At 40.9% G+C, this 20,751-nt stretch carries 25 protein-coding genes; 24 read left to right on the forward strand and 1 reads right to left on the reverse strand.

The window, feature by feature from the left end:
• The first annotated feature begins 41 nt into the window (after positions 1 to 41).
• The 6 genes from ACTJJG_RS12865 to ACTJJG_RS12890 are packed head-to-tail and all read left to right on the forward strand — an operon-like array spanning position 42 to position 5,258.
• Complete coding sequence (locus ACTJJG_RS12865) at positions 42 to 509, forward strand: hypothetical protein (RefSeq protein ID WP_440608954.1); 468 nt, start codon at positions 42 to 44, stop codon at positions 507 to 509.
• On the forward strand, positions 478 to 1,119 hold the full coding sequence (locus tag ACTJJG_RS12870; RefSeq protein WP_440608955.1) for a putative metallopeptidase: 642 nt from the start codon (positions 478 to 480) through the stop codon (positions 1,117 to 1,119). The genes ACTJJG_RS12865 and ACTJJG_RS12870 overlap by 32 nt, the downstream gene beginning before the upstream one ends.
• Before the next feature lie 58 nt (positions 1,120 to 1,177).
• Positions 1,178 to 1,654, forward strand: coding sequence for a DUF2280 domain-containing protein (locus tag ACTJJG_RS12875; RefSeq protein WP_000729394.1), 477 nt, complete (start codon positions 1,178 to 1,180; stop codon positions 1,652 to 1,654).
• The gene (terL, locus tag ACTJJG_RS12880; RefSeq protein ID WP_212510805.1) at positions 1,632 to 3,158 is read left to right on the forward strand and encodes a phage terminase large subunit; all 1,527 of its coding nucleotides are present in this window, start codon (positions 1,632 to 1,634) and stop codon (positions 3,156 to 3,158) included. The genes ACTJJG_RS12875 and terL overlap by 23 nt, the downstream gene beginning before the upstream one ends.
• A gap of 8 nt (positions 3,159 to 3,166) precedes the next feature.
• On the forward strand, positions 3,167 to 4,501 hold the full coding sequence (locus ACTJJG_RS12885) for a DUF1073 domain-containing protein (RefSeq protein WP_057066771.1): 1,335 nt from the start codon (positions 3,167 to 3,169) through the stop codon (positions 4,499 to 4,501).
• Entirely contained in the window at positions 4,446 to 5,258 is an 813-nt protein-coding gene (locus ACTJJG_RS12890) for a phage head morphogenesis protein (RefSeq protein WP_109850662.1), read from the forward strand. The genes ACTJJG_RS12885 and ACTJJG_RS12890 overlap by 56 nt, the downstream gene beginning before the upstream one ends.
• On the opposite strand, the gene ACTJJG_RS12895 is transcribed toward ACTJJG_RS12890, so the two are convergent.
• Complete coding sequence (locus tag ACTJJG_RS12895; protein ID WP_153309870.1) at positions 5,247 to 5,477, reverse strand: hypothetical protein; 231 nt, start codon at positions 5,475 to 5,477, stop codon at positions 5,247 to 5,249. The two genes, ACTJJG_RS12890 and ACTJJG_RS12895, sit on opposite strands and share 12 nt — an antisense overlap.
• A gap of 115 nt (positions 5,478 to 5,592) precedes the next feature.
• Between ACTJJG_RS12895 and ACTJJG_RS12900 the strand changes: the two genes are divergently transcribed.
• The 18 genes from ACTJJG_RS12900 (at position 5,593) to ACTJJG_RS12985 (ending at position 20,739) form a co-directional block, all read left to right on the forward strand.
• On the forward strand, positions 5,593 to 5,892 hold the full coding sequence (locus ACTJJG_RS12900) for a hypothetical protein (RefSeq protein WP_000823405.1): 300 nt from the start codon (positions 5,593 to 5,595) through the stop codon (positions 5,890 to 5,892).
• 53 nt (positions 5,893 to 5,945) lie between these two features.
• Entirely contained in the window at positions 5,946 to 7,145 is a 1,200-nt protein-coding gene (locus tag ACTJJG_RS12905; protein ID WP_252618331.1) for a DUF2213 domain-containing protein, read from the forward strand.
• Between the two features lie 13 nt (positions 7,146 to 7,158).
• The gene (locus ACTJJG_RS12910) at positions 7,159 to 7,629 is read left to right on the forward strand and encodes a structural cement protein Gp24 (RefSeq protein WP_000240727.1); all 471 of its coding nucleotides are present in this window, start codon (positions 7,159 to 7,161) and stop codon (positions 7,627 to 7,629) included.
• Between the two features lie 5 nt (positions 7,630 to 7,634).
• The gene (locus tag ACTJJG_RS12915; protein ID WP_000039808.1) at positions 7,635 to 8,609 is read left to right on the forward strand and encodes a DUF2184 domain-containing protein; all 975 of its coding nucleotides are present in this window, start codon (positions 7,635 to 7,637) and stop codon (positions 8,607 to 8,609) included.
• A gap of 13 nt (positions 8,610 to 8,622) precedes the next feature.
• Positions 8,623 to 9,006 (forward strand): hypothetical protein, encoded by a 384-nt coding sequence (locus ACTJJG_RS12920; protein WP_000877803.1) that lies wholly within the window; start codon positions 8,623 to 8,625, stop codon positions 9,004 to 9,006.
• A 9-nt stretch (positions 9,007 to 9,015) separates the two neighbouring features.
• The gene (locus tag ACTJJG_RS12925) at positions 9,016 to 9,399 is read left to right on the forward strand and encodes a DUF4054 domain-containing protein (protein WP_057066779.1); all 384 of its coding nucleotides are present in this window, start codon (positions 9,016 to 9,018) and stop codon (positions 9,397 to 9,399) included.
• 9 nt (positions 9,400 to 9,408) lie between these two features.
• On the forward strand, positions 9,409 to 9,600 hold the full coding sequence (locus tag ACTJJG_RS12930) for a hypothetical protein (RefSeq protein ID WP_057066781.1): 192 nt from the start codon (positions 9,409 to 9,411) through the stop codon (positions 9,598 to 9,600).
• A 7-nt stretch (positions 9,601 to 9,607) separates the two neighbouring features.
• Entirely contained in the window at positions 9,608 to 10,090 is a 483-nt protein-coding gene (locus ACTJJG_RS12935; protein WP_057066783.1) for a hypothetical protein, read from the forward strand.
• Positions 10,083 to 10,526, forward strand: coding sequence for a hypothetical protein (locus ACTJJG_RS12940; protein WP_086376865.1), 444 nt, complete (start codon positions 10,083 to 10,085; stop codon positions 10,524 to 10,526). The genes ACTJJG_RS12935 and ACTJJG_RS12940 overlap by 8 nt, the downstream gene beginning before the upstream one ends.
• 56 nt (positions 10,527 to 10,582) lie before the next feature.
• On the forward strand, positions 10,583 to 11,350 hold the full coding sequence (locus ACTJJG_RS12945) for a hypothetical protein (protein ID WP_057066786.1): 768 nt from the start codon (positions 10,583 to 10,585) through the stop codon (positions 11,348 to 11,350).
• 6 nt (positions 11,351 to 11,356) lie between these two features.
• Positions 11,357 to 11,671 carry a hypothetical protein gene (locus ACTJJG_RS12950; RefSeq protein ID WP_033502662.1) on the forward strand — a complete coding sequence of 105 codons (315 nt, stop codon included), beginning with the start codon at positions 11,357 to 11,359 and terminating at the stop codon, positions 11,669 to 11,671.
• Between the two features lie 35 nt (positions 11,672 to 11,706).
• A complete protein-coding gene (locus ACTJJG_RS12955; protein ID WP_032060342.1) occupies positions 11,707 to 11,934 on the forward strand; it encodes a hypothetical protein in 228 nt (75 codons plus the stop codon).
• 82 nt (positions 11,935 to 12,016) lie between these two features.
• A complete protein-coding gene (locus ACTJJG_RS12960) occupies positions 12,017 to 12,481 on the forward strand; it encodes a hypothetical protein (protein WP_004840926.1) in 465 nt (154 codons plus the stop codon).
• Positions 12,482 to 12,492: 11 nt separating this feature from the next.
• Positions 12,493 to 12,798 (forward strand): TM2 domain-containing protein, encoded by a 306-nt coding sequence (locus tag ACTJJG_RS12965; RefSeq protein ID WP_000249256.1) that lies wholly within the window; start codon positions 12,493 to 12,495, stop codon positions 12,796 to 12,798.
• 102 nt (positions 12,799 to 12,900) lie between these two features.
• The gene (locus ACTJJG_RS12970; RefSeq protein WP_372540387.1) at positions 12,901 to 15,939 is read left to right on the forward strand and encodes a phage tail protein; all 3,039 of its coding nucleotides are present in this window, start codon (positions 12,901 to 12,903) and stop codon (positions 15,937 to 15,939) included.
• A 10-nt stretch (positions 15,940 to 15,949) separates the two neighbouring features.
• On the forward strand, positions 15,950 to 16,603 hold the full coding sequence (locus ACTJJG_RS12975) for a DUF2460 domain-containing protein (protein ID WP_057066627.1): 654 nt from the start codon (positions 15,950 to 15,952) through the stop codon (positions 16,601 to 16,603).
• Positions 16,600 to 17,457 (forward strand): DUF2163 domain-containing protein, encoded by an 858-nt coding sequence (locus ACTJJG_RS12980; protein ID WP_016802927.1) that lies wholly within the window; start codon positions 16,600 to 16,602, stop codon positions 17,455 to 17,457. The genes ACTJJG_RS12975 and ACTJJG_RS12980 overlap by 4 nt, the downstream gene beginning before the upstream one ends.
• A gap of 60 nt (positions 17,458 to 17,517) precedes the next feature.
• Complete coding sequence (locus ACTJJG_RS12985; RefSeq protein WP_228718957.1) at positions 17,518 to 20,739, forward strand: hypothetical protein; 3,222 nt, start codon at positions 17,518 to 17,520, stop codon at positions 20,737 to 20,739.
• Positions 20,740 to 20,751 lie beyond the last annotated feature (12 nt).

The following is a 20,751-nucleotide window of genomic DNA, read 5'->3' on the forward strand; positions in this document are numbered from 1 at the left end:
TAGCCACCGCCTAAGGGCGGTTTTTTTTATGGGTGAGAATAATGGATTCTACAGAATACTTTTGGCTTACACGAAAAAAAGAACCTAAAACTAAGTCCAAATCTAGACCACTACCTAAAGCTACTCAAAAGTACTTAGAGGCTGAAGAAGAATTTACTCAAGCTTTGGATAATCTGGAAATTAAGTACGAAAAGAAATTCCAGTTTAAATCTACAAAGCATTGGCGTTTTGATTTTCATTTAATTGAACATCGTATTTTAGTTGAAATTGCTGGTGGACCTTGGTCTGGTGGACGAAAAGGCAAGCTGGCTACAAAAGCGTGGAGTATGGACCGTTACGATGTAGCTGAATCAATGGGATATACCGTTGTCCGGTTAGAGGCAGCACCAAGATTTAAGATTAATGAATCAGGTCCATTACAGATCCAAGCTCATTTCGCAAGCCAATGGCTTAAAAACTTGAAGAGGCAAATATTCAATGGAGCAGATCAGACCATTTCCACCAACTGATTTTATTGATCAAGCTGAAGAAGAGGAAGTAATTCGTTTAATACCAGCTCCAGACCTAAAGAAATGGGTTGTGGCCAACTACTTAACGATAGGTGGACCTCTTTATAACCCCGATCACGATCACATAGCTGAGCTGCTTCACGATAATGAAGAATTTTTAGCATTTGCTTGGGCCTCTTCTGCATATAAAAGCAAACAAGCTATGGTGTTAGGCCAGTGCGAAAAAGTCATGTTCAATGTTGGTGGCTGGCGCAAAGCTAGACAAGAGCAGCAAATGCGCGACTGGTTCGGATTCGTTCCAGTTTACTTAATCACAATCGATGCAAGCTTTTGTGAAAAGGCAAACGATAGCGAGTTCTGTGCTTTGCTTGAACATGAGCTTTATCACATTGGTGTAGAACGAGACTCGGACGGTGAGATTATTTACAGTGATCATACTGGATTACCAAAGCACTATTTAGCTGGTCACGATGTGGAAGAGTTTATCGGTGTTGTTAAACGCTGGGGTGCAAATGAAAACGTTAAGCGGCTTATTGAAGTCGCTAAAAACCCGCCGTTTGTTTCTGATTTAGATATTTCGAAATGTTGTGGAAACTGCGTAATTACCTGAGCCTTGAGGCTCTTTTTTTTGGCTATTTAGGTTGACGTAGGTTGACAGGATTGAGGATATGGCGGCTCTAAAAAAGGAGGTAAAACTCTTTATAGTTCGCTCACTTGCCGTATTTAATACACCCACAGAAACTGCTGAGCTCGTCAACCAAGAATACGGGATAAAAGTTACTAAACAGCAGTGTGAGAAATACGACCCGACCAAACGGGCAGGCGAGAACCTGAGCGAAGAATTAAGAAAAGATTTTGAAAAGACTCGCGAAATGTTTTTGGGTAAGCCTGAGGCAATCCCTATTGCAAATTTAGCGGTGCGTTTACAGCGCTACGAAAGCCAATATCAAAAGCACAGTAGAAACCGTGTAGCAGCTTTAAGCATTCTTAAGCAAGCTGCTGAGGACATAGGCGGCAAGTACACGAATAAGACTGAAATTACAGGCGCTGGTGGTGGTCCATTACAAAGCGAAAATATTACCTATGTGACTGCTACCGATGAGCAGGTAAGGCAGGCGATAGATGAACTCGAGAACGAATATTGATCCTGTTAAAGCCAAAGCTAAGCGGATTAAATGTGAGAAAGAACATTTATTTTTCACTCGTGCTTTTTTCTTGCCACGTATGGGCTTTAAGTTTTCGGTCAATTGGCATCATGAATATATTGCCGACAAGATTGACGAGGTAATCGCTGGAAAGGTTAAGAACCTAGTTATTAACGTTCCACCGGGTAGTGGTAAAACTGAATTACTTACAAACCTTATTGCCCGTGGTATAGCACGTAATCCTCGTTCGCGGTTTCTGTATTTGTCTTTCTCACAGTCACTAGTTGAGGATGTATCGGCAACAGCCAGAAACATTGTTAAGTCGGAAGACTTTCAGAGTTTATGGCCAGTAAAGATTTCTACCAGTACGGATGCTAAGTCGAGCTGGAAAACTACCGTTGATGGTTATGATGCTGGTCATGTTTATTCTGCATCAATGGGTGGGCAGGTCACGGGTCGCCGTGCTGGTACATTAGCGGATAAAGGCTTTACCGGTGCAATTATTCTTGATGACCCATTAAAGCCTGAGGATGCATTTAGCCAGACCGCTAGACGTAAAGCTAACCGTAAGATTCTAAACACGGTCAACTCGCGTAAAGCTAAATCTGATACGCCAATTATTCTGATCATGCAGCGTTTGCACGTTGAGGATCCGACTAACTTTGTGATGACGGGTAATGTACCTGGTGAGTGGGAGCAGATCAGTATTCCCGCTCTTATCGATGATGAGTACATCAGTAAGTTGCCCAAAAAAATACAGAGCAAAATTCCACGTGATGTTGAGCGAGATGCGAAAGGTCGTCAAAGTTATTGGCCATTAAAAGAATCATTGCAATCGCTATTGCAACTCGAACAAGGCGGACAGGATAAAGACGGCGCTACGGTATCCCGTTATACATTTGCAAGCCAATACCAGCAGGCCCCTAAAAAGCTGGGTGGTGATCTGGTTAAGGCTGAATGGTTCCCACGTTATCTAGATCTACCTGTTCTTAAATGGCGTGCGATTTGGGCTGATACGGCGCAGAAGACCAAAGAGCATAATGACTTTTCAGTGTTCTTATGCGCAGGTCTTGGCTATGACAATAACCTTTACATCATCGATGTGAAGCGTGGCAAATGGGAAGCACCAGAGCTATTGAAAGAAGCTAAAGCTTTTATCAATAAACACAAGGACAGTAACACAAAGATTGGCAAGCTTCGTTATATGGCCGTAGAGGATAAGGCGAGTGGTACCGGTTTAATTCAGTCCATATCTAAGCAGACCACTTTACCAATACGTGCGATTCAGCGAAGTACTGACAAACTATCAAGGACAATGGACGTCATTCTTTATGTTGAAGAACGCCGTGTCTGGTTACCAGCTAATGCACCGTGGCTATTGAACTACATTGAAGAGATTGAAGGCCTTACTGCTGATTGGTCACATGATCATGACGACCAGTGGGACCCGACCATTGATGCAATTAATGATTCATTAGCCAAAAAGCCAACTGTATTTGATTAGAGGAAATTATGGCTGAAACTAAAAAGCCCGATGCAATTGGCGATGCAGGGGCATATACAAACTTTGTCTCAAATATTGGTACCGAACGTGACAAAGCTTCACACGGTTCTTTCGTTAAGAAAGTAATTCCTGATGAGCAATTAGAAGCCGTGTATCAACACTGGTTAGCTAAGCGAATCGTCAACCGTCCAGCAAGTGACATGCTCCGAGCTGGTTGGTTTTTTGAAGGGATTCAGGATAACGATTTACTAAAGCTTAAAGAGGCGTGTAAGGCATTTAACTTAGATGGGGTGCTTTTATCTAGTTTGGTACTTTCTCGCTTATATGGTGTTTGCTATGTGCTTCTAGGGACTGTAGACGGCGGCAACTTAGATCAACCGTTTGATTTAAACAAGTTAGGTATTGGTCGTTTAGAGTTTTTCACGGTGCTTAAGAAAAAGCACATTGAAGCTGATACCAGTAAATATTTATCGCCTAAGGAGGCAGGTGGCGTTTTAAAGCAGCCTGAATTTTACAAGCTAAAGCTTGATGGTAAATCTAACCAACGGATCCACCACACCCGCTTAATTAAATTTGGTCATGCAGATGTGGTCAATGAAGAGCCTGTAAGTGTCTTACAGGAAGTTTATGAGGATCTACTTGATCATGCTGCCGTAAAGAAAGCCACTGCTAGTCTGGTCCATGAATCAAAAATTGACGTGATTAGAACACCTAACTTGGTCGATAAGATCAAAGAGGATATGAAATCCGTAGCTGAACGTTTTCTTAGTGTCGGATTGCTTAAGGGCTTGAATGGCATGATCGTCTTGGATAAAGAGGAGGAGTATGACTCTAAATCTTATAGCTTTGGCGGTCTGCCTGACCTCATGCGTGAGTATTCGATTCAAACTGCTGGTGCAGCTGATATGCCATATACGATTTTATTTGGGCAATCACCTGCAGGCATGAACGCAACTGGTGAGCACGACACACGGAACTATTACGACAGTATCGCAACTAAGCAAATATGGTCCTTAAAGCCATTCATGATGAAGCTTTTAAGAGTAATTGTTCAAGCTACATTTGGTCGTCAGATTCCAAGTTTAGATGTTGTGTTTAACCCATTATGGCAATTAGACGCAAAAGTCCGTTCTGAGGTCGAAAAAGCAAACGCTGAACGGGATTCCAGGTATTTAGAAATGGGCATCATTACCGAGCCACAGATAGCAAAACAGCTTGTTATTGACAGTGTTTATTCAGTGATCGATGAAGCTCATATCAAAGAGCTTGAGACAATGGTGAAGCTTAATGACAACGATAATTCAGATCCTGAAACCACACCTCCAGCAGGCGAAGAAACGTAAAAAAGGTCGTAAAGCTTCTAAGCCTAGAGCCGTACACGTAAATCGCCGTGTTGAGCTTTATTACACTCGGCAATTACTGGCTATTTCAAAATACTGTCAGGAACAAACTAAAGAGTTAGTTATTCCTACAGTTGGCCAGAATATCGGTGATGCTTGGTTTTCTGACATGATGACGGCGTTTAGGGAAAAGCTCACGAAGTATGTTGTTGAGGTTTCGCGACCGTTAGCCACAAAGGTCGTGACTGACACCCAAAAGGAAGTGGACAAGCAAATTGCAGAGCACACCAAAACAATTATTGGTGTGGATCTTACGCCGTTCTATCGAGCTGCTGATATTCAGGATGAGGTAGATCTAAACATTACGGCTAATGTCAGTTTGATTAAGTCCATTCCACAGCAATATGCCGATAAGCTTGAAGTATTAATTACTAATGCTTTGCAGACTGGACAAACCAATGAAGAGTTGGCCAAAGCTATTAAGCAATTAGGGTTATCTACTGATTATCGTGCACGTCTTATTGCTAGTGATCAGATGGGCAAGATTAACGGACAAATTAACCAAGCTCGACAGCTTTCGATGGGTGTTGAGACATACACATGGCAAACGGCGAAAGATGAGCGTGTACGCCCAGATCATCAACATAAACAGGGCAAGACATTCAGATGGGATTCACCGCCAGAAGGGGGGCATCCCGGTCAGCCTATCCGATGTCGTTGCACGGCATTGCCTAACTATGAGGATATCTTAATTGACTGATTCTAACGCTAGCGAGAAATGCTGGAAGTGTGGGAAGGACCACGGTCCAAGAAGACCCACTCCGCCGATTGTTTGTACACCCCCATTAGTTAAAGTAGATGGAGTAGAAAGCTCTAAAAAACCTAAGCCTCCACCACCAACTGTTTCTACCCCTCCAATAAAATGGGATGAAGTAAGTAACGTAACCCCTGAGCAAATGAACCAGATCCGAGAACTCACTTTGAAAAAGGTTTTCTTGTCAGTTCTTTTAATTTCAATCCCCATTCTGCTTTGGAAATTAGATTCGATCATTATGGCTTTAAAAGCCTAATACCATTAATAAGGATTTATGGCCATGAAACGCAAAAAGTTTAGTAAAAAACGGTTTTATCGCCGTTTACAAGCACAGAAATTTGCTAAAGGCGGGTTTGTAACTGGTGGCGACTTCACTCCACTGTGGTTAATGTCTTGCTGTGACGGGTTTCCTAACTTGGCTAAGGCGGCGGGTAAGGCTGCTGAAAAGTTTCAAGAGGTGGTGGGAAGTTTAAAAGGATTGCAGCCGCCGAATATCAAACCCATTAAAACTAATATTTTTATTGATGGTGTAGATTTCGGTTCTGCTAAAGACTTTTCTGTTACCTATTCAAGAACGTAATTTTGAAAATTAATAAAGCCACCTTCGGGTGGTTTTTTTATTGAGCGCAATTTATGAAAACCATTTACCAACTCAAAATTGGTGACTTTGCGCCAAGCGAATCGACACGCTCATTTACCAAAGAGGGGTATCTGAAATGCGTCAATGTTCGCTTAGCTAAAGCGCCACAAGTACGACAGTACTATGCGTATGAGTTTCCATCTCTGGAAGGTTATACCGCTGATCAAGTCATCAATGTCTACACGCCTGCAGAAGAGCTTTTCAAACCTGAGGCTATTCAAAGCTTCAATGGTGTAGACGCTACTGACTATCACCCGCCTAAAAATGAAATTAACGCATCTAACTGGAAGGATTATCACATTGGCTATTGTGAGAACGTTCGACAGGAAGGCGATTATCTGGTGGGTGATTTGCTCATTAAAGACAAGATCAGTATTGATTTGATCCAAAGCAACGAGCGGCTAGAAATGTCGCTTGGCTATGGAGCCTTATTAATCGTTGAGCAGGGTAAGGCGCCAGATGGTACGCCATATCAAGCGAAATTTATCAATTTTATAGGCAATCACGTAGCGCTCGTTAAATATGGCCGTTGTGGTGGTGATTGCCGCATCGGTGACAAACAACAAACTCCACATAAGGGGAATATATCAATGGAAGTTATTGTAAATGGTGTGCGCTATAACATTGGCGACAACACGCCTTTAGCGGATGCATTAAAAATCCAGCAAGAGCAGCTTGACAATTTAAAGGCGGCAAAGCTCAAAGTTGGTGATAAGCAATTTTCTATCGGTGATGAGCTTGGAGTAATTCAAGCAGTCGTAGATCAATTGCATACCGAAAAAACTGCTCTTGAGCAAAAAGTAGGTGATCTGGAAAAAAACCAAATGACACCTGAAAAGCTGGAGCAAGCTGCTGCAGAGCGTGCTGCTGTGATTGCTGATGCTAAAGCATTGGTGCCGTCAGTTAAAACGGAAGGTTGTTCATGTGAGCAAATCAAGCGTGATGTTATTGCTGCAAAAGCTGGTGATGCATTAGTAACTGCTTTGATGGGTAGCGTATCAGTAGGTGACGCAAAGCCTGAGCAGATCGATACAACTTTCCGTGCACTCTGTGCTGTGAAGGGTACACATCCTTCTAATCCTGTAGGTGATGCTCTTCACCAGCAGCAAAATGTTAAAGCAGGCGATGGTAACCCAGCAGGCGGTGGGGATGAAAAGACCTACAGTAAAGAAAACGCATACAAAACAATCTAAGGGGAAGTAAATCATGGTTAAGCAATACGATGCTGTACCCGGTATGAAGTTTCACCTCATTGGCCCAGAGGATATTTTATCCCTGCCTGTGGCTGGTACCGGTTTGGTAAACGATGGTGACGTGGTTGTACGAAGTACTGACGGAAAAACAGTTTCAGCGGTAACTGGTGCAACTAATACCAAGTTTGGAATTATCGTACGTCACGGCGTAGGTAAGTCAGGCAAAACGGCTGATGGCAAAGAAGCCTATAAAGCTACTGATGTAGCACCGGTTATGACGATAGGCTCGATTTACGTGAAGGTCACCGCACCAGTCACCGATATCAACGCAAAGGTTTATGTTAAAACAGCTAACGGTACCACAGCAGCGCCGTTAGGTTCTTTATCCCCAACAGCAACAGACGGTACAGAGTTACCGAACGCATCTTGGGAAACAATTTCAAATGAGCAGGGCTTAGCTGCTGTTCGCTTACGTGGGGCATAATAATTATGAGTAAATTGGCAGCAATGAAGCTACGTCTAACACCAGTAGCTCAAATGGTTCAGGCAAATATTGGGGATGCATTTAATATTGATGCATTAGCCCAGTTATTCGTTAAATTGGAAGAATTTAACGAAATGGGTCCTCAGCTTCAGCAAGTGATGGATTACGCTAAATACATTCCTGTTAAACCTGTCAATGCCGTATATGGTGGAGGAGAGATCCTAAGCCGTAAGAAGGGTGTGGGTATGGGTAAAGATCATTCAGGAACTGGTAATGATATTCCCGTGGCTGAAGTTGAATATGATACTGTTCAATTGCCAGTGAAGGTCGGCACGATCAGTTATATGTATTCAGTGTTTGAGTTACAAGCAGCCCAAAAATTAAATTTAGCACTTGAAGCAGATAAAGTAGAGGCCGCTCGTCTAGCTGCAGAAAAACACTTAAGTAACATTGCTTGGTATGGCAATGCTCTTACCGGAGTTAAAGGCTTCTTAAATCAGACGGGTGTAACCATTGTTACAGCCCAACATAACTGGGCTACTGCAACCATTGAAGAAGTACTAAGTGACTTCAATGCAAGCTTGGCAGATGCTGAAGATCTTGTTGATGGGGATGTATCCGTACAGCCAGATACTTATTTGATGGCATCAAATCAGTACTTACATCTTTCTACCCGTGTAGTTGCTGATTCTGGCGGAAAGACATTCTTAAAATTCATTGAAGAAAATAACATCTTCGCATCACAAGGTAAGCCGTTAACCATTCGTGGTTTAGGTCGTTCAAATGGTAAAGGTACGGCAGGTGCTGACCGTTCTATTATTTACCGCCGTGACCCGTCATGCATCCAAATGAAATGTGATGACGTCACTTTCTTGGCAGCTCAACCAGTTGGTGTGGATATTAAAGTGCCTGGTCACTACAAATATCAGGGCGTATGGTTGAAGCGTGTTGATTCTCTCCGTTACTTGGATCACGTGTAAGGATTAAAACAGTATGAAATATTCTTATATCTATAGCGGCTTACAGGCCGCTTTTGTTTTTTCTGGTATTGCTGTTTTACCTACAGGCACACCAACTCTTGTGGATGAAGAAGCGCACAAGAAGCTCACTAAAAATAAGTTTGCTAAACATCTTATTGATATCGGTGAACTTGAAGTTCAGGAAATCGCGGAAGATGAGCCAAAAACAGCGGGTAAAACTGGTGGCCGTGGTGGTAAAGGCGGCAAGCAAAACGATGCAGCAGGTGATGCGGCAAAAGCTGCAGAAGAAGCTACTTTGGCCGCCGTGAAAGCTGAATTAACTGCACTTGAAGTAACGTTCAGTGACGATGAAACACTTGAGCAGTTACAAGCTAAGTTAGCTCAGGCTAAGGAATAAGGTAGACATATGGACGTACAAACGTTTCGTAAAAAGTTCTCGACTGATTCGAGTTTAATGTCTTTGCCAGATGAGAGAATTCAGGATGCATTAGAAGAGGCGGATCTGATTGTTTCTCAAATTGAGTTCGGGGCATTAAAGGAACGTGCTGTAGGTCTATATGCAGCACACATTCTTAAAGTTGGTACCGTAAGCGGCAATGGTGCTGCTTTTGGTACCGCCTCGAGTATGACAATTGCCGGCCAAAGCGTGAGTTATTCCCGATCATCGAAAGAAGCTTTCTATGATCTCAGCATCTATGGCCAACGCTACCTTGCGTTAAAAAATTCCATTCCAATCGATGACGAAGGCACAAACCCTAATCGTTTAGGTGTTGGTGTTTTTGTCGTATAGGAGAGACCCATGCCTTTTAAATATCAGGCACCAGAAGGTTACAAGCCAACTAAAATCGTTATTGCTGGACAAAACCTAGATATCAAAAACGGCGTTTTAGAATCTGATAATGACATTATCCATATTTTAAAGCCCTTAGGTTTTGAGCGTTATGTTGAAGTTGTTGAGCCAAAGAAAACGGCTACCTCTGCTAAAGAGTAAATAAGCTATGAGCGATTATCGTGTTGATACTCAGGTCAATTTTGATGAGATGAATAATCGCGTTAGGTTTGAAATAAGACGCACGATTAACGCTCTTACTTTGCGCTTACAGCGGATTGTTCAGGAAGACATGTTAAGTGGCCAACGACTTAAAGTTCAGTCAGGCCGCTTACGTGGATCCGTTTCATCAAAGGTGGATGAGGATAAGGATTCCATTGAGGGAACTGTAGGAGCTGGTGGTGCTTTGGTACCTTATGCACCTGCACATGAATTTGGTCTAAATGGAGCTTTGGGTGTTAAAGCACACCTAAGGACAATTAAGCAGGCGTTTGGCCGGCCTATTTCGCCGGTTCAGGTCAATATTAAGGCCCATTCAAGGAATGTACGTTTTAGGGAATTGCGGTTCATGCGTGATTCACTGGATATCGTGGCCAAGATTGTGCCGAAAAATATTGATGCAGCAATTGAGCGGGGTTTAGCAGGTGAATAGCGAAGCAATCTATCAAGCTTTATTTGATCGGTTAAGCACAAAAGTAGAGGGGTTGATTACGGTCAGTCGCCGTTTACGTCACTTTAGTAATGTATTGCCTCATGAACGACCTGCAATGTTTATTACACAAGGCAATCAGCAGGAAGTACCTGTACATGGTATGGATTCAAAAGTTGAACTTGCTGCTGAGGTCTATCTCTATATCCATGAGGCTGATAGAGATAAACCTCCATCATCACAGATGAATATATTCATCGATCGTGTACGTGAAGCTATTCAGCCAGATCATCCAGATTTTAATGAGTGTCAGACCTTGGGAGGTTTGGTTGAGCATTGCTGGATCGATGGCACCGTAGAAGTATATGAAGCAGTAGAAAACATGCTGGATGATCAGGCGATTGCAATTATCCCTATCCGGATCCTCACAACCAATTAACTTCATTTTATGACCGCCTCTATGGCGGTTTTGTCATTTTAGAGAGGTCAAAATAAATGGCTCAATATTTATTTGGTGCCGGCAAGATCTTTGCTACACCGATTCAAGATGTATACGGGCAACCGATTAGTAATCCCACACCAGTTGAAGTGGGGGTTATGCAATCCGTTGGTGTAGATATTAGCTATGACTTAAAAGAGCTTTTCGGTCGTGGTCAATTCGCCGTAGATGCTGCACGCGGTAAAGGTACCATTAAATGTAAAGCTTCTTTCGGACGTGTTAACGGTACCTTATTAAATTCCATTTTCTTCGGTGGCGTTGTTGCTGAGGGTGGAATCGAAACAGTTTCCCAAACCATTAATGGTGAAGTGATTCCGGCTGGTGGCACTGTTACACCAGTTGTTCCTAACAGCGGTACATATGTAAAGGATCTAGGCGTAACAGATGCTAAAGCAATCCCACTTAAACGTGTACCTACAGCACCAGCAACAGGGCAATACAGTGTAGATGCGGCAACCGGTGCTTATACATTTGCTGCTGCAGATGCAGGTAAAACGGTATTTATTAACTTCCGTTATTCAGCAATGGTGGCGGGTGCTAAGTCAATCACTGTATCTAACCTAGATATGGGTTATACGCCAGAGTTTGCCGTTGACCTGCAACGTGACTACAAAGGCAAGTTCATGCACATGAATTTTTTCCGTTGCACCAGTAACAAACTTGGATTCAGTTCAAAACAGGACGATTACGATATTCCTGAGTTTGAATTCCAGCCTATGGCTGACGATCTTAACCGTGTTTTCAAAATAGATTTATCGGAGTAATGCCAAATGCAATTTAAGCAAGTTGATAACCCACGTGGCTCAACAATTATTATTGATGGTCAGCCATTTGTATTTGCTCCTTTGTCACTTGGTGCGGTTGAAAAGTTATTGCCAGCTCTTCAAGCATTTAAGCCCGATGATGTGGGTACCGTGATTGATGTTGCGTTTAAGTCGCTTAAGCGAAATTACCCGGATATCACTCGTGATGATGTGGCAGAGATGATTTATATGGATCAACTCACTGAGGTTATGGAAGCTGTAATGTCTGTGTCTGGTCTTAAAGGGAATGATGACAGCGCAGCAGGTGGCTCGGGGGAATAAACTGGGAGGAGCTGTACACGCATTTAGTACTAACGATAGGTAAAGATTACGACTATGTACGTAATGAAATGGACCTGCCTAGATTAAGAGCATTAAGTGCGTATCAGCAAAGTAACCCTCCCGCGCATATTGGAATACAGCGCCTTTGCCGTATTTTGGAAGCATTTATGGGAATTGATGAAACTCCGCAAGCTATCACAGTTTCAGAGGATGACGAGGATGATATGTTGGAAGTTTTGTCGAATTTTCCGCAGGGTGGTTAAGGCTGCCCTGATTAATTTTTCAATGTGACAAAAAGTAATCGGTTTGTTAAATTAGGTTCACTTTATAACAATCGGTGAAATCATGAAAAAGATATTATTTGCTTTGGTGGTGGGATCTAGTTTAGTAGGTTGTGCAACGACATATAAAGCGCCTGTCACATTAAATCAAAGTGCAAGCGAGCAAGTGAGCGCTACGAAGGATCAAATTTTTAAAGCAGCTCAACGTGCGTTAGCAATTAATGGTGAACAGATTATGAGCGCTAATGCTGATGCTGGAGTAATCTCTACTGCAGCTCGTGATTATCGCCTTACACCAGATTTAGCAGATTGCGGAACAACAATGGGCATTGATTATTTAAAAGATAATCGAACCAGTACTAAGGTTGCTTATAATATTTTAATTGCAGATAATTCTTTAGATGTTCGCACAACATTGCAAGGTGATTATAAAGTTGGTGATGTAACTCAAAATATCACTTTAACTTGTGTTTCACGTGGTGTTTTGGAACAGAAAATGATTCAAAAAATTAAAGCTGAAATTAAATAGGCAGTATTTAAATGGTTCCAACTAAATTTTGTTATGCATGCGGTCAGCAAATTGATGCACGTGCTGAAATTTGCCCAAAATGTGGTGTAAGACAACAAGACGCAAAAGTAAATGGAAAGAAAAGCAAAATTGCTGCTGGGATTTTTGCTCTATTTCTTGGGGGTATAGGAGTTCATAAGTTTTACTTGGGCAAAGTCGGTATGGGGATACTTTATTTGATTTTTTGCTGGACGTTATTGCCTGCAATAATTGCATTTTTTGAGGGCATAATTTATCTATGCACCTCTGATGAAGATTTTGCCAAAAAATATGGCTGATTAACTTGCCATAAATAACCTTAAAAAGCCTTGCTATTGCAAGGTTTTTTTATTTTAGCTCAGCCCCTTTCAAGGGGCTTTTTTAATGCCAGTGAGGAAGTTATGGCAAACAATAACCGTGTTGAAGTCCATGTCGGTGCCAAGACCTCTGAACTAAAAGAGGGGATGAAAGATGCAGAAAAAATAGTTTCAGATTCTTCAAGGAAAATTGAAAATTCCAGTCAAGGCATTGATCTTAAAATCGACTTGTCAGGTATACGTTCAGAATTTAATAATTTTGCAAACAACATCTCAGATAAGTTTAAGAGTGTAGGCAATGATATTAAAGATTCATTAACGGGTGGTTTCTCACTAATTAAAGGAGGCTTTCTCTTAGGTATTGGTGAGGAATTGGCTAGAACAGCAGCTGAGGCTATAGGTGCAATACCTGACTTAGTTTCAGCAGTTGGGAAAGCATCAAAAGAAATAGAAATACAATCCCGTTTAGCAAATGCCAATGCAACAGAGTTTCAAGAGTGGGCATTTGCTGCAAAGAAGGTTGGTGTCGAGCAAGATAAGCTGAGTGACATCATGAAGGATGTCAACGATAAGTTTGGTGACTTCATGCAAACAGGCGGCGGAGAAATGGCCGACTTCTTTGAAAAGATTGCCCCTAAAGTTGGAGTAACTGCTAAAGAATTTCAAGGTTTATCTGGACCTCAAATTCTTGAGAAGTATCATCAAACCCTTCAAAAGGCCAATGTCTCTCAAGCCGAAATGACTTTTTATATGGATTCATTGGCTGATGATGCGACATTATTGGCACCACTTTTAGATAATAATGCCGAAAAATTAAAGGAATACGCAAAACAAGCTCATGATTTAGGGGTGATCATGAGCTCAGAAACAATGCAATCAACGAAAGAATTCAATACAGCATTAGAGACGATTCATTCAACTGTGCAAGGTGTTATGTCTCGAATGGCTGCTCAAGCAGCACCAGCATTGACAGACTTGGCAAATAGATTTTTAAATTTTGCAGTTGAATCTAAAGAAGGAATTGATGATTCCATAAAATCTATTATCAGTATTTTTGGCAGCTTCTTTAGTATTGTTGAGGATATTTTTAATACCATTGGTGGGATTTGGCAGGATTTGACGAGCAATATCAGTGATGGATCAGTAGCACAAATTGGTTTTATGGATGCTGTATCGGTTGTGATTCGTGGTTTAGGAATAGTAGTAACAGGCTTTCAGGTTGGTGTTCAGTCCGCCTTTGCAATTATTCGCGCCGTTGTAGTTACAGTATGCCAAGCTCTTATCATTGCATTTAATGGCCTTATGGCTGGCTTTGATATGGTTCGTAGCACTATCCAATACGGTCTGGATGTTCTACAAGTTAAGTTTCAAACATTTGGTAGTGTTGTTAACAATATTCTTCACTTCAATTTCTCAGGTGCGAAAGCAGCATGGGAGGGTGGCTTATCTCAACTTGGCGGTATCACTGATCGATATACCAATCAAATGAAAGGCCGAATGAATGACCTGAAAAACACATGGAATGCAGGGGCAGCTACAGCCACTAATTCACTCGTAACTGCTGGGCAACGGATTCTCGATGTTACTACCGCAGGTGGTAAAAAAATTACCAACTATGTGTATAAGGATCCTACAAAACCCATTGAAAAACCAGATACGCCAAAAATAGGAATTGGCACTCCACCTCCAAATCCTAATAAGGGGATTGGTACAGGCGTTAAGGATGATAAAGGCGGATCTAAATCATCTGCAAAATCCAAAGCTGAACAAGAGGCTAAAGAGCGTCAACGACAGGCTGAGCAGGCAGCTAAAGCGCTGGCTGATATTCGGTATAAATATGCATCCGAAGAAAAGAAAGTCGCTTTAGATCTGCAAAAGGCATTAGATGAGATTGAAAAATCCAAGATGACTGCCGATGAAAAAGCAGCTGCAAAAGTCAAAGCCGAAAAGGATGCTTCAGACAAGATCATTGCTATTCGTTTAAAAGAGTTTGAGGAATACAAAAAAGCTCGTGAAGAACAAATAGACAATTATCAACAGCAAGCACAACGACTTTATGAAATCGAAGCTGCACGGATCCAAGCTGAATATGATGCCAAGAAAATTTCAAACGTTCGCAAAGTTCAATTAGAGAAACAGCTCGAAGATCAATTACGTGAAATTAAGCGGCAAGGTCTTTTAGAGCGTTTAGCACTTGAGAATGAGCAAACCGGTATTACTGGCAAACAAGGCAATCAAAACCAAATCACAAACAACATTTCTGATTTAGAGACAGACCAGAAAGTTGCTGACACTAAGTCTATGGGCTTAATCAGTGATGCGGAAATGAAAGACTTTGAGGCTAAGTTCGGTGGGTTTACTTCTCGTCTTTCTAACCTTTGGGATCAGGGCATTCAGTCTCTTATGAATGGTACCCTCACTTGGAGTAACGCAACTAAAGCAGTGCTTGCTGACATGGGAGCATTTGCCTTGCAAACAGCTACTAAAGAGTTGCAAGGATGGCTAAGAATCCAAGCCATTAAATTGGCTCGTAAACTTGGCTTTGTTGGTGCTGAAACAGCAGCAGAAGCTTCTGGCCAAGCTGCTCAAACAGGGGCAACCATAGCAGGTGAAGCAACACGTACCAGCGTTACTGCAGCAGGTGGTTTAGCTCGTTTAGGTTTAAAAGCTGCTGAAGCTATCAAAGGCATCATGATGTCGGCATGGGAAGCGATGGCCGGAGCTTTTAAAGCAATGGTCGCAATTCCATATGTCGGTCCAATTTTAGCCGTTGGTGCTGGTGCGGCTGCTTTTGGTTTGGTTGCTGGTCTAGCGGGCAAGATTAAATCTGCTCGAGGCGGTTACGACATTCCATCCGGTGTGAATCCTGTTACTCAACTGCATGAAGATGAAATGGTTCTACCTTCACAACATGCGAATACAATCCGTGAAATGGGTAAAGCCTTGCGTAATGGGGCAAGCTTTGGCGCGGCTGCAGTTGCTGAAGGTGGTGGTGCTGGAGCAACCATTAGTATTAGTGCAATTGATGCCAAGAGTATTCAACGGCTCTTGAAGAGCAATGGTCGTGCAGTTGCTAGTGGTTTGCAAAGTTATGCCCGTGGATTTGGTAAAAACGGTAAATAAGGAGGTGTAAGTGTCAAACGTATTATTTCCAGAATTACCCGGTCTTGAATGGGATACATCTATTACTCCCATGTTTAACACCAAAATCATGACCTCCATTAATGGCCGAGAGCTTCGAGCAAGCTTTCAGGCCTCACCTAAATATGAAATCTCGTTGTCTTACGCATTCTTGCGCGAAAATAAGGGGAGAAAGGAATTGCAGCAACTTCAAGGATTTTATTTAGAGCGCCGTGGGGCATTTGATTCATTTCTTTATAAGATGCCTGATGACAATGAGTTTAATTGCACATTTATTGGTGATGGAACTGCTACAACTTTCCAGCTATACAAGGATATGTACACAAGCCAATTGCCTCTAGGTAATACAGAGGAGCAGATTGTAGGTGAAGTAGATCCCAATATGTGGAATCAAACACCAGCCAAAACAATGTGGAACACAAACCAAGAAAAGCTTATGTGGAATAACGCAACTGCTCAGATAACGAGTGACGGTAAATATGTACTTTCACAGCCGATCGAGGAAGGTGTAGAGGTAACTGTGACGGGTACTTTTTACTACCGTTGCCGTTTTAAAGATGACACACAGCAATATGTCAACTTTATGCATAAGCTTTGGAAAGCAGGGAAGGTTGAATTAATTGGTACTTTGGGGAATAAGATATGAGACAGGCCTCTCCAAAACTTATAGCCTTGTTAGATGCTGATCAGTTCATCATGGCCGATCTTTATACTATTACGACCATACAAGGTATTGAGTATCGCTATACCAACTATGACGTTCATTTGACGGTGCAAGGTAAGGAGTTTCGTGCTGATGGACCAATTATCAGCCGAGAGGGGACTAGCCTTTCTTTAGGTATTGAAGTAGATAACTTATCTATCACTATTGAGGCAACTGAAAATACCAAGTTCGGCGATGTACCCATAGCTCAGGCATTTCATAACGGAATTTTAGATGGTGCTCGGTTTAAGTTGGAACGAATTTTCATGGATATGAATACTCCTACCGATACTAGTGCTGGCACTTTGGTTTTATTTGAAGGGCGTATTGTTGAGCCTGAGCTTAATCGATATGAAATTAACGCAAGCGTGGTTTCTGATGTTGATAATTTAAAACTTCAAATGCCACGGAATCTATATACACCAGGTTGTTTAAACACTCTGTTTGATAGTGCATGTGGACTATTAAGTGCGGATTTTGCTGTAAATACGACCATTGGTACCAATAGCACGCCTAACCGCATTCTTTGCGATTTAAGCCAGCCTCAAGGTTGGTTTACGCAAGGTGTTGTGGAGTTTTTAGAAGGTGCAAATATCGGAATTAAACGAACGGTACGCTTGCATGAAGCTGGTTCGCTAATCTTAACTTTGCCACTTTTAAAAATGCCAGAGATAGGTGAGGCGATTCGTGTTTATCCGGGTTGTGATAAACGTCTTGATACATGTACTAATCGTTTTAATAACCGTGCTCGCTTCCGAGGGGCACCATTCGTACCGGTTCCAGAAACTTCTATTTAACAGTTCAATATTCAATCAAAGCCCTGCGATTTGCAGGGCTTTTTATTTGGGAAAAATATTATGGCAGTTCCTGATAAAGATGCCTTAATCGGACCGACGGTTACAGAGGCACAATTTAAAACAAATCTAGGTGCAATTGTAGATTTCATTAAACCAATTGAAACTCAAAGTCCTACATATCCAACGACTGCTTTATTAACGGCTTCTAGGCCTTCTGAAAGTCAAAGTTATGCAAAAGCTTTAGATACAGGGAAGGTCTGGTACTGGAATAAACCAGTAGGCTCAACAGATGGAAATTATTGGACAGTAACTAATTTAAGTGATTTAGATCAGGCAAAAGGCTATGCTGATGGTAAACATTTGATTACGATGAATTTGCTTTACAGCAAAACGGGCGTAGAAGCTAATAAACAAACTAAAGCTTTAAATGATAGTTTATCTCTCAATTTAGTTAGTAGTGAATTATCCAAACTAAATATATTAGAAACTGATAATTATATTAACCAGTTTCAGATTAATAAAGCGGGTGAGAAGCTTAATATTAGTGTAAATACTCCAGAAAACTCTGTTATTGATATTAAAAAGCTTGTTGCTGGCTTTAATATTCGTAATCTTAATTTTAAAATTATCGATAGTGCAAATACGCATGAAATCAATTTAATTGAAACGGAGAATATATTAAACAATGTTTTATATACGAGTTTCATTGATGCTCAATATAGAGTATCTAATATTGATGAAATTATAGTTAATAACAACTTCGCTTATGAAACTATCTTGTTTCGAGTTCCTGCATTTTTCGATACAAGTGCATTATCTACAATCGATAATCGTTTAATTTACGATAGATTAGGAAAGTTTGGAGCAACAGCGAATGGAAATATCGATGCAACAAGAACACTAGCAGTTGAGTACAATAGATCTACAAATTTAGTCACCTTTTCAATACCTTATGCCGAAATATTGGCAGATGGATATATTATTGAAAAGCAGTCAATTGTTGATTATTTTGCTAAAACATATAACAACTATGTTTTTAGTATAAAAACTGCAAATGTAGTAACAAAAGCACTACCTCAGATTTTATTGAAAGGTTCTGTACAAATCATAACTAATGCTTTATGTAATTTTAATGCTTGGATTAATATTAAAAAGACGACATTGAGCACAAATAGTTATACACGTTATGAATCTGAAGTTAAAAACAGACTTAATGTCGCGGTTAATAATAGACCAGTCTTCATTAAAGTTAAATTTAAAGAGGGCGAGGTCTTTAGTGATAAATATATTAAGGTTCTAGATCAAAACGGTACTGAATATGACTGCCAGTGGATTGAAGATGGAGACTTTAATGGGCGCCGAAATAAGAACTATGGCTATCACGCTGACGGCTCGCTGCACTGCGGCAGATTAGTAATTTTTGATAATTTTGGAGCAAAAGAGTCAAAAAAATATGTAATTCAGGTTTTTAAATCGAAGGTTAAAGACTATGCAATTCAACGTGTTTCATACCCAAATTCAAGTGATAGCGTAAATATCATAACTGAACGAGGAGATATAGTTAACTTAGTTAAAACAACAGGATACTTGATTAATAGCATCGTTACTAATAATGCAACGTATGCTGGTATAGAGCAAAATTTACTTATTCGAAATAACAGCGGGAATGTTCAGTATTTTTCTGCTGGCTATGAAGATGCGAGTTTTAGAGTATTATCAGAAGGACTTCTCTTCACTGAAATTGAATCTGTTTCATATAACGCAATTTCAACGACATATGCTGAAGTTAATCAAAAGTTTTTAAAGTTTACTACGCGAACACGTATATATAAAAACGGTCTGATTACAGTTAAAAAGCATGTACAGTGTGTGTTAGATGTTCCGAAAAATACAATTTACGGTGTTGTGTCTCGTATTCAATTGAATTCTACGGCTGTAAAAACGCAAAGATCTGGCTATAACGTGATAGTTGCAGACGCAGCTTTGAGTTTTTCAGGGGTGCATACAATAGGCGATGTCGCTCGTGATCCGATTGAAAATCAGTTTATCGGTGCTAAATCACCAATTTTTGAAAATTTCACAGGTTCAACTTATATACGCTATGACATTGGATGGAGAACAACAAACTTCACAATTGAGAAACTTCCGGATGTTAAAAGTTGGGCGTGGACTCATGCTTTTGAGATCAATTTAAATGAACTACAAACCGATGCCACAGTTCTTTCTGACATTGTTTTGAATCCGCTTGTCGGATTTGCATCTTCGAACCCGTCTTATTCTCCGGTTCGCAAAAGCGAAATCATGTCTCAGTTGGGTGATGTAATTAGCGGTCTCGCTGATTGGTACCAATATCAAGCAACAACTGATGATAAAGGGGGAGGCATTATTAATGCCCTTGCTGCAAAAGTCGTTAAGCATTTGCACAAAGGTGTATCTAGTTTCGACAGGCTTTACACAGAATTTTCTGATTGGGCGACTACATATTACGGTGGTGTTGATCAGATAAATTTAGGTCCTGATGCAGATTATAAGGCGCTGCAGTTTGTTTCTCGAAATGTGTCACCTGTGGTTTGGGGGCTGTATCAATTAGCACTTAGACATGACGATCAAGCTAAAATTGCTTCTTTAAAAGCTGTAGTCTCAAGATTGTCTAGTCAAGCTTATGCAGGGTTGATTGAAGTTACCACACCAGTGAACTCAAACTTTTATGCGGCTGGATTTCGATTGTGGTCAATGGCAGTAGTAATGGGCTTAGATACAACGGGAAAATATGCGTCCGCACTAACAATGTTAGACGGCAAATATTCTTCAAGAAGTAATTTTGCTACAACGCAAAACATCATTACTGATAACGAGTTGCAAAACATCATCACAGCTAGATATTTGCATTATCAAGTTTATGCTGCAAATAACTACTTGATTGGCTGCAATATTGCAAATCGACAACCTACTTTTGACTTATCAAGTTTTGTACTTGATTCGATTCATAGTTATGGTGGGATCAGTGAGATTGACTTTTGCATTGCAGAAACACGAAGAAATGGGCCGAGTACTGTAGCTTTCATCTTTCATATTCTGATGCAAGATTATGATACTTCTAAGCTAGAAGCTGCTAGTCGTTTATTGAATGCTTTTAATGAATATCTCAGCAACGTTCGGGGTAATCAATACAAGTTATGGGATGCTTACTCTCATATCAATATTTCGACTTCATTTAGTGACGTGCTCTTTGCAGCAAATATCTTTGCAGACACCTTCATAATTGAGTACTTCTCACAATAAGTTAAATTTCAT

The organism is Acinetobacter sp. 22512 (genome assembly GCF_052044755.1).
In the GTDB taxonomy this organism is placed as follows: domain Bacteria; phylum Pseudomonadota; class Gammaproteobacteria; order Pseudomonadales; family Moraxellaceae; genus Acinetobacter; species Acinetobacter pittii.

What these genes read in the sequence shown, in the direction of transcription:
- ACTJJG_RS12865 (WP_440608954.1), top strand. Translation starts at nt 42, where the DNA reads ATGGATTCTACAGAATACTTTTGGCTTACACGAAAAAAAGAACCTAAA.
- ACTJJG_RS12870 (WP_440608955.1), top strand. Translation starts at nt 478, where the DNA reads ATGGAGCAGATCAGACCATTTCCACCAACTGATTTTATTGATCAAGCT.
- ACTJJG_RS12875 (WP_000729394.1), top strand. Translation starts at nt 1,178, where the DNA reads ATGGCGGCTCTAAAAAAGGAGGTAAAACTCTTTATAGTTCGCTCACTT.
- terL (WP_212510805.1), top strand. Translation starts at nt 1,632, where the DNA reads ATGAACTCGAGAACGAATATTGATCCTGTTAAAGCCAAAGCTAAGCGG.
- ACTJJG_RS12885 (WP_057066771.1), top strand. Translation starts at nt 3,167, where the DNA reads ATGGCTGAAACTAAAAAGCCCGATGCAATTGGCGATGCAGGGGCATAT.
- ACTJJG_RS12890 (WP_109850662.1), top strand. Translation starts at nt 4,446, where the DNA reads ATGACAACGATAATTCAGATCCTGAAACCACACCTCCAGCAGGCGAAG.
- ACTJJG_RS12900 (WP_000823405.1), top strand. Translation starts at nt 5,593, where the DNA reads ATGAAACGCAAAAAGTTTAGTAAAAAACGGTTTTATCGCCGTTTACAA.
- ACTJJG_RS12905 (WP_252618331.1), top strand. Translation starts at nt 5,946, where the DNA reads ATGAAAACCATTTACCAACTCAAAATTGGTGACTTTGCGCCAAGCGAA.
- ACTJJG_RS12910 (WP_000240727.1), top strand. Translation starts at nt 7,159, where the DNA reads ATGGTTAAGCAATACGATGCTGTACCCGGTATGAAGTTTCACCTCATT.
- ACTJJG_RS12915 (WP_000039808.1), top strand. Translation starts at nt 7,635, where the DNA reads ATGAGTAAATTGGCAGCAATGAAGCTACGTCTAACACCAGTAGCTCAA.
- ACTJJG_RS12920 (WP_000877803.1), top strand. Translation starts at nt 8,623, where the DNA reads ATGAAATATTCTTATATCTATAGCGGCTTACAGGCCGCTTTTGTTTTT.
- ACTJJG_RS12925 (WP_057066779.1), top strand. Translation starts at nt 9,016, where the DNA reads ATGGACGTACAAACGTTTCGTAAAAAGTTCTCGACTGATTCGAGTTTA.
- ACTJJG_RS12930 (WP_057066781.1), top strand. Translation starts at nt 9,409, where the DNA reads ATGCCTTTTAAATATCAGGCACCAGAAGGTTACAAGCCAACTAAAATC.
- ACTJJG_RS12935 (WP_057066783.1), top strand. Translation starts at nt 9,608, where the DNA reads ATGAGCGATTATCGTGTTGATACTCAGGTCAATTTTGATGAGATGAAT.
- ACTJJG_RS12945 (WP_057066786.1), top strand. Translation starts at nt 10,583, where the DNA reads ATGGCTCAATATTTATTTGGTGCCGGCAAGATCTTTGCTACACCGATT.
- ACTJJG_RS12950 (WP_033502662.1), top strand. Translation starts at nt 11,357, where the DNA reads ATGCAATTTAAGCAAGTTGATAACCCACGTGGCTCAACAATTATTATT.
- ACTJJG_RS12960 (WP_004840926.1), top strand. Translation starts at nt 12,017, where the DNA reads ATGAAAAAGATATTATTTGCTTTGGTGGTGGGATCTAGTTTAGTAGGT.
- ACTJJG_RS12965 (WP_000249256.1), top strand. Translation starts at nt 12,493, where the DNA reads ATGGTTCCAACTAAATTTTGTTATGCATGCGGTCAGCAAATTGATGCA.
- ACTJJG_RS12970 (WP_372540387.1), top strand. Translation starts at nt 12,901, where the DNA reads ATGGCAAACAATAACCGTGTTGAAGTCCATGTCGGTGCCAAGACCTCT.
- ACTJJG_RS12980 (WP_016802927.1), top strand. Translation starts at nt 16,600, where the DNA reads ATGAGACAGGCCTCTCCAAAACTTATAGCCTTGTTAGATGCTGATCAG.
- ACTJJG_RS12985 (WP_228718957.1), top strand. Translation starts at nt 17,518, where the DNA reads ATGGCAGTTCCTGATAAAGATGCCTTAATCGGACCGACGGTTACAGAG.